This is a genomic window from Parasphingopyxis sp., assembly GCF_052168295.1.
Taxonomy (GTDB): Bacteria; Pseudomonadota; Alphaproteobacteria; order Sphingomonadales; family Sphingomonadaceae; genus Parasphingopyxis.
In genome coordinates this window covers 1-6749 of the sequence record NZ_JBQLZN010000072.1, presented here as the reverse complement: position 1 = coordinate 6749, position 6749 = coordinate 1, and the positions used below count along the sequence as shown (strand labels likewise).

7 protein-coding genes are annotated in these 6749 nt (G+C 65.7%); all 7 read left to right on the top strand.

Annotation, left to right across the window (positions count from 1 at the left end):
* On the top strand, positions 1-750 hold a 750-nt coding region (locus tag ACTS1Z_RS11510), incomplete at its 5' end, for an SPOR domain-containing protein (RefSeq protein ID WP_442624609.1).
* Positions 747-1922: a deoxyguanosinetriphosphate triphosphohydrolase gene (locus tag ACTS1Z_RS11505; RefSeq protein ID WP_442624607.1), complete on the top strand. Its 1176-nt coding sequence runs from the start codon at positions 747-749 to the stop codon at positions 1920-1922. The genes ACTS1Z_RS11510 and ACTS1Z_RS11505, both read left to right, overlap by 4 nt.
* A 39-nt stretch (positions 1923-1961) precedes the next feature.
* Complete coding sequence (argS, locus tag ACTS1Z_RS11500) at positions 1962-3692, top strand: arginine--tRNA ligase (RefSeq protein ID WP_442624606.1); 1731 nt, start codon at positions 1962-1964, stop codon at positions 3690-3692.
* Entirely contained in the window at positions 3692-4435 is a 744-nt protein-coding gene (locus tag ACTS1Z_RS11495; RefSeq protein WP_442624605.1) for an SPOR domain-containing protein, read from the top strand. The genes argS and ACTS1Z_RS11495 overlap by 1 nt, the downstream gene beginning before the upstream one ends.
* Positions 4436-4479: 44 nt before the next feature.
* Complete coding sequence (nagZ, locus tag ACTS1Z_RS11490) at positions 4480-5487, top strand: beta-N-acetylhexosaminidase (protein ID WP_442624604.1); 1008 nt, start codon at positions 4480-4482, stop codon at positions 5485-5487.
* Positions 5484-6254 carry a segregation and condensation protein A gene (locus tag ACTS1Z_RS11485; protein WP_442624603.1) on the top strand — a complete coding sequence of 257 codons (771 nt, stop codon included), beginning with the start codon at positions 5484-5486 and terminating at the stop codon, positions 6252-6254. The genes nagZ and ACTS1Z_RS11485 overlap by 4 nt, the downstream gene beginning before the upstream one ends.
* The coding region (gene scpB / locus ACTS1Z_RS11480; RefSeq protein WP_442624602.1) for an SMC-Scp complex subunit ScpB at positions 6251-6749 on the top strand (499 nt) is incomplete at its 3' end. The genes ACTS1Z_RS11485 and scpB, both read left to right, overlap by 4 nt.

Here is a 6749-nt window from a genome sequence, read left to right as displayed (position 1 = left end):
CCGCCACCGCCACCGCCACCGCCACCGCCACCGCCACCGCCACCGCCACCGGCGCCTGCAACTCAGGCACCGGCGCCTGCGGCCCAGGAACCGGCGGAGCAGGCCGAACCGGCGCGCAACTGGGTGCAGCTCGCGACCGGGCCGACACAGGACGGGCTCCGTTTCACCTATCGACGCTATGCGCGGGCCAATGCGATCTTCGCGGACCGGGAGGGCTGGTACACGCCGCTCGGCCAGACGAACCGGCTGCTCGTGGGGCCGTTCGACAGCGGCGCTGAGGCGCAGCAATTCATCAACACGCTCGCCGACGTCGGCATCGAATCCCTGCGCTGGCGCAGCCCGGACGGGCAAGCGATTACGCGGCTCTATCCCGAAGGCGCTTCGCCCCAGCCGACCCAAGCGGCGATGGCGGCCGGTTCGACAATGTCGTCGTCAGCCGAAAGCGACGAAGCCACAGAGGCCGCGCCGTCGCATCCCGCGCGGCACTGGGCGCAGGTCGCGATCGGGCAGCAGCAATCGGCGCTGCGCTTCACCTATCGCCAGTTTTCGCGCCGCGCGCCGCGGGCATTCGAAGGGCAGAATGGCTGGTTCACGCCGTTGAACGCGACCAACCGCCTGCTCGTCGGTCCGTTCGACAGCCGCGCCGATGCGCAGGCCTTTCTCGACGCCATCGCCGAGGAGGGCGACATCCAAGGCCTGACCTATCGCAGCGCCGAGGGGCAGGAAGTCTCCCCGCTCAACCCGCAATGAATAACGCACCTTACGCGTCCGACCCGTCGCGTTCGCGGGGCCGACTGCATGACGAGGGGCGCGACGAGACCCGCGGGCCGCGCGACGCGTTCCAGCGCGATCGCGACCGGATCATCCATTCGGTCGCCTTTCGCCGGCTGCGCGGCAAGACCCAGGTGTTCGTCGCGCCCGACGGCGATCATTTCCGCGTCCGCCTTACCCACAGTCTGGAGGTCGCGCAGATCGGCCGGACCATCGCCCGTGCCCTGGGTCTGAACGAGGATCTCACCGAGGCGCTCTGCCTCGCGCACGATATCGGCCATCCGCCGTTCGGCCATGCCGGGGAGGATGCGCTGAAGGTCGCGCTCGCCGATGCCGGCGGTTTCGATCACAATGCGCAGACGCTGCGCATGTTGACGCGGATCGAACGCCGCTATCCGCAGTTTTCCGGGCTGAACCTGAGCTGGGAAACGCTGGAGGGGCTGGCCAAGCATAACGGCCCGGTCTCCGATACCGCGCATGAAGTCCCATGGGCCCTCGCCGATGTGAACGCGGATCACGCGCTGGAGCTGCACAGCTATGCGAGCCTTGAAGCGCAGGTTGCCGCGCTGGCCGACGATATCGCCTATGACAATCACGATATCGACGATGGATTGCGCGCGGGGCTGTTCGCGCGCGATGCACTGCTCGAACTGCCGCATATCGCCGACATGTGGGATGATGCGGCGCGGCGCTTTCCCGATGCAGGGCCGGACCTTCTCGCCTCCGAGCTGATCCGCGAACAGATCGGCCTGATGGTCAACGATCTGATCGCCGAAACGCGCCGCCGCATCGCCGAAACCGGAGTGGAGAGTGCCGGCGATGCGCGCCGCGCCGACACGCCAATTGCGGCATTCTCGCCGGAAGTCGCGGCGCATGAGCGCGCGCTGAAACGCTTTCTCTACGCCAATATGTATGAACATCCGAAGCAGGAGGCGGTGGCCGACGCGGTGCGCGGCGTCGTCGCCCGCTTGTTCGATGCCTATCGCGCCGATCCGGCGCTGATGCCGGAAAACTGGCGGACAACGCTGCCGGATACCGATCCCGAGCGTGCGCGGCACATCGCCGATTTCATTTCCGGGATGACGGACGGTTTCGCGATCCGCCAGTATCGCGCCCATATCGGCCCCGTCGAATTGCCCGAAGGCTTCTGATCGGCTAATCGCCCCTGCTCGCACAAGAACGGGATTCCAGTGACTATCTACACCCAGTTCGCCGACCATATCGGCGCCATTCTCGATAGCCTCGCAGACGCCGGCCAGATACCGGCCGATCTCGATCGCAAGAATGTCGCGGTCGAGCCGCCGCGCGATCCCGCGCATGGCGATCTGGCGACCAACGCAGCGATGGTGCTCGCCAAGCCGGCGGGCATGAACCCGCGCGCGCTGGCTGGCCTTGTCGCGCCGAAACTGTCCGAAATCGAGGGCGTCGCGGACACCGAAATCGCCGGGCCGGGTTTCATCAACATTCGGCTCGACGACGATTCGTGGCGCGCGGAATTGCGCCGGATCGCCGATCTCGGCACCGATTATGGCCGGTCGGACATGGGCGCCGGGCGGACCGTGAACGTCGAATATGTGTCGGCCAATCCGACCGGTCCGATGCATATGGGCCATGTGCGCGGCGCGGTCGTCGGCGATGCGCTCGCCAATCTGCTCGAATATGCCGGCTATGACGTGATCCGCGAATATTATGTGAACGATGCCGGGGGGCAGGTCGATACGCTCGCGCGTTCCGTGCACCTGCGCTATCGCGAGGCGCTGGGCGAGGAAATCGGCGAGATCCCCGAAGGCCTCTATCCGGGCGACTATCTCATTCCCGTCGGCCAGCAGCTCGCCGAGGAATTTGGCGACGAATATGCGCGCGCCCATGAAACCGTATGGCTGATGCGGTTCCGCGAACGCGCGGTCGCCGCGATGATGGACCGGATCCGCGCCGATCTCGCGCTGATCGGCATTCATCACGATCTCTTCTCGTCCGAAGCCGAAGTCGTAGCGGCGAGCAAGCCGCAGGCGGCCGAAGAAAAGCTGCGCGATCGCGGGCTGATCTATGAGGGCGTGCTCGAAAAACCGAAGGGCAAGGCGGACGAGGATTGGGAACCGGTCGAACTGCCGCTCTTCCGCTCGACCGATTTCGGCGACGATCAGGACAGGCCGATCAAGAAATCTGACGGGTCTTGGACCTATTTCGGCAACGACATGGCCTATCATTTCCAGAAGGCCGAGAAGGCCGATGTGCTGATCGACATCTGGGGCGCCGACCATGCGGGCACGGTCAAGCGGATCAAGGCCGCCGTCGAAGCGCTGACCGGCGGCGAGACGGAATTCGACGTGAAGCTCGTCCAGATGGTCCGCCTGCTGCGCGATGGCGAGCCGGTAAAGATGTCGAAGCGCTCGGGCAGTTTCGTAACGCTCGCGGACATGGTTGGCGAGGTCGGCAAGGATGTCGTCCGCTTCTCGATGCTGACCCGCAAGGCCGATGCGCAGATGGATTTCGACTTCGCGAAAGTCGTCGAGGCGTCGAAGGATAATCCGGTCTTCTACGTTCAATATGCGCATGCCCGGATCAGCTCCGTGCATCGCAAGGCCGCGGCCGAGGGTATCGCGGTGGACGGCGAGGCGGATCTGTCGCTGCTCGACGCGGAAGAACTCGCGCTGGTGAAACGCGCCGCGCAGTTCCCGCGCGTCGTCGAGGCGGCGGCAGGCGCGTACGAACCGCACCGGATTGCCTTCTATCTGTTTGACCTGGCAGCGGAATTCCATGCGCTCTGGAACCGGGGCAACGATCATGCGGAGAAACGGCTATTGGTGGTTAATGATCCGGAATTGACCCGTGCGCGTCTGGCATTGGCGGCGGGAATCGGGCAGATTATCCGTAACGGGCTCGCGATCATGGGCGTCGAGGCGGTCGAGGAGATGGAGTGATGGGTAACGAGGACGTGCTGGACGCCCGCGACGAGGAGCGGCTGCCCTGGCTCGAGGCGGTCGAAGAGGATGACGAAGAGGGCGTCGGACTTCTCACGCTGATCGGCGGCGTGCTCGTGGTGTTGCTGGCGATCGCGCTCGTCGTCGGCGGGATCTTCTGGCTGCGCAGCGGCGGCGAACCGGCGCCCGATGGCGCCGAACTGATCGCCGCGCCCGAAGGCGACTATCGCGTCCGGCCGAGCGAGGCCGGCGGCATGGAAGTCGAAGGCGAGGGCGATGCCGCATTCGCCGCGAGCGAGGGCGGCAGCCCGGAAGGCCGGATCGACCGCAGCGCCACGCCGGAAGAACCGGTGGCCGGCCGCCGCGTCGCTGCTGGTGAAACCGAGCCCGTAGCGGGCGGATCGAGCGCGCGGATTCCGGCCAGCAACCGGCGGCTCGACGAGTCCGCGCCGCGGACGCAAAATGCCGATAACGCAGCGTCGTCCGGCGGCGTCACGGCCGCCAGCGGAAGACTTATCCAGCTCGGCGCATTTTCGAGCGAGGCCGCCGCGAACCGCGCCTGGACGCAGATCGCTGGCGGCAATAACGTCTTGAATTCGCTGGATCATTCCGTGTCTTCGGTGCAGGCGGGCGGGCGCACGCTCTACCGCCTCAGGGCCGCTGCAAGCTCGCGCGAAGCGGCCCGCTCGCTGTGCAGCCGCTTGCGCAATGCAGGCCAAGCGTGCAGCGTGGTCGTCAACTGATCGAGCCCGGTTGGGCGTAAACGAAAGTGTAAACCGGAATAGCGATGAAGCCCGTCGTCTTTGGCATTGCCGCGGAGCGCCTGAATGACGAAGAGCGCGCGCTGTTCCGCGAGAGCGAGCCGGCCGGCTATATCCTTTTCGCCCGCAATATCGTCGACCGCGATCAGCTCCGCGCGCTGACCGAGGAGTTGCGCGAGATTTCGGGCCGCGACAATGTACCGATCCTGATCGACCAGGAAGGCGGCCGCGTCGCCCGGATGAAGCCGCCTGTCTGGCCCGAATTTCCGGCCTGGGCGAAATTCGATGCGCTTTACGAGAAAGCGCCGATCTCGGCGATCGAGGCCGCGCGCAGCAACGCGCATGCGATCGGCCTGACACTGGCCGAATGCGGGATCACCGTCGATTGCCTGCCGCTGCTTGATGTCCGCCAGCCCGGTGCGCATGATGTTATAGGAGACAGAGCGCTCGGCTTCGAACCGATGCGTGTCGCCGCGCTCGGCCGGGCGGTGCTCGATGGCTTGGCCGAGGCAGGTATCGCCGGTGTCGTCAAACATATCCCCGGCCATGGCCGCGCGATGGTCGATACGCACAAGGCGCTGCCGCGCGTCACTGCCTCGGCCGAGGAACTTGCCACTGACATCGCGCCCTTCAAGAAGCTCTCGAAAGCGTCGATGGCGATGACCGCGCATATCGTGTTCGAAGCCTGGGACCCCGAGCGCTGCGCGACGCTCTCGCCGATCGTGATCGAGGAGATCGTTCGCGGCGAGATCGGTTTTGACGGCCTGCTCTTCTCCGACGATCTCGACATGCAGGCGCTCGACGGCGATCCGGCGGACCGCGCGGCGAATGTCGTCGCCGCCGGCTGCGACATCGCGCTCAACTGCTGGGCGCGCATGGACGAGATGAAGCGGACGGTCGAGAAACTCGACGATATCTCCGACGTATCCCGCGCGCGGCTTGATCGCGCGATGGCCGATATCCGTCCGGCGGAAACCGCCGATGCGCTCGATGCGCTGATCGAGAAGCGCGACAGCCTGTTGGCGCTGGCATGAGCGAGGCCGATACGGATATCTTCGAGGAGGCGCCCGAAATCGCCGAGGGCGAACGGCTGACGCTCGATCTCGATGGCTGGGAAGGCCCGCTCGACCTGCTGCTCAGCCTGGCGCGGACGCAAAAGGTCGATCTGCGGGAGATCTCGATCCTCGAACTCGTCGAGCAGTATCTCGCCTTTATCTCCGATGCGAAGGCGCTGAAGCTCGAAATTGCCGCCGATTATCTGGTGATGGCGGCGTGGCTCGCCTATCTCAAATCCTGCCTCCTTTTGCCGAAGGAGGAACAGGAGGACCCCAGCCCCGAAGAGCTGGCGCTCCGCCTCCAGCTACGGCTCCAGCGCCTCAATGCGATGCGCGAGGCCGGCGCCCGGTTGATGGCGAGGGACCGGATCGGGCGGGATGTGTTCCTGCGCGGTGCGCCCGAGGGCATTCGTGTCGTCCGTAAAAGCAAGTGGCAGGCCGAGCTTTACGACCTGATCGCCGCCTATGGCCAGTTGCGCGCCCGCACCGAGCCTGCCGTCCATATCATCGCGCACCGGCCGGTGATGACGCTTGAAGAGGCGCTGGAGCGGCTTGAGAAGCTGGTCGGGCAGTCGCTCGACTGGGCAACGTTGGAAAGTTTCCTGCCGGACAGCGCGGACGGCGCCTATCGCAAGTCCGCACTGGCATCGAGCTTCGTCGCCGCGCTCGAACTCGCGCGCCAAGGCAAGGCCGAGTTGCAGCAGGACGAGCATTTCTCCGATCTGATGGTGAGGCCAGGCAAATGACCGAAATCAGCGACGATATCCGCGCCGTGGAGGCCGCGCTCTTCGCGGCGGAAGAAGCCCTGACGCTCAACGATATCGCGCAGGCGGTCGGCGAGGATGTCGATGTGCGCGCGGCGCTCGCCGAACTCGCCGATCATTATGCGGGCCGCGGTATCGGCCTCGTCGAGCGCGGCAAGCGCTGGCATTTCGAGACGGCGGCCGACATGGCCCATGTCCTGCGCCGCGAGTGCGAGGAACCGCGCAAGCTGAGCCGGGCGGCGACCGAAACACTCGCCATCATAGCCTATCACGAACCCGTCAGCCGGGCTGAGATCGAGGCCATTCGCGGCGTCCAGATATCGAAAGGCACGCTCGATGTTCTCATGGAGGCGGGATGGGTGCGCCCGGCGGGACGGCGGGAAACGCCCGGAAGACCGTTAATTTACGCCACAACCCCTGTTTTTCTCCAGCATTTCGGGTTAGAGAACCGGCGCGACCTACCCGGTCTTGATGATC